This is a genomic window from Dubosiella muris, from assembly GCF_004793885.1.
GTDB classification, from domain to species: domain Bacteria; phylum Bacillota_I; class Bacilli_A; order Erysipelotrichales; family Erysipelotrichaceae; genus Dubosiella; species Dubosiella muris.
Genome location: NZ_SRYG01000061.1, coordinates 1 through 477, shown reverse-complemented (window position 1 = coordinate 477; position 477 = coordinate 1). Strand labels below are relative to the sequence as shown.

Genomic DNA, 477 nt, shown 5'->3' with positions numbered 1-477 from the left:
GGCGGATGACCCGGCACTTGTCACAGATTGGTTTTACAGATGGTCTTACTTTCATAATTTATGCGTCTCCTTATTTTCGTCTAAATGTAATACGCCCACGTGTTAGATCATACGGTGAGATTTCCACGGTGACACGATCACCTGGTAAAATGCGAATGTGATGCATACGGATTTTACCAGAAACGTGAGCTAAAATCTCGTGTCCGTTTTCTAATTTCACCTTAAAAGCGGCATTCGGTAAAGTATCTACAACGATTCCGTCGATTTCGATCATATCTTGTTTTGACATGGATTGTACACGCCTCCTTACTATACTAAAAATGAAATGATTCGGGCATAAATAGCCATCTATCATTTTAACAAATGAAAAAAGGTTTGACAACTATATCGCCAAACTCCTCCCTGGATCCTACAATTTCACAAAATAAAAAAACCTCGCCAGCGGCAAGGTGGTCGTTCGATCTCTCAAAACCAGAA

The 477-nt window shown here is 40.3% G+C and carries 2 protein-coding genes; both read right to left on the bottom strand.

What is annotated here, in order from left to right:
• Window positions 1–55 (bottom strand): 50S ribosomal protein L36 (gene rpmJ, locus E5336_RS12745; protein WP_117572753.1); only part of this gene is annotated, 55 nt, incomplete at its 3' end.
• 15 nt (window positions 56–70) lie between these two features.
• A complete protein-coding gene (gene infA / locus E5336_RS12295) occupies window positions 71–289 on the bottom strand; it encodes a translation initiation factor IF-1 (RefSeq protein ID WP_016318255.1) in 219 nt (72 codons plus the stop codon).
• Window positions 290–477 lie beyond the last annotated feature (188 nt).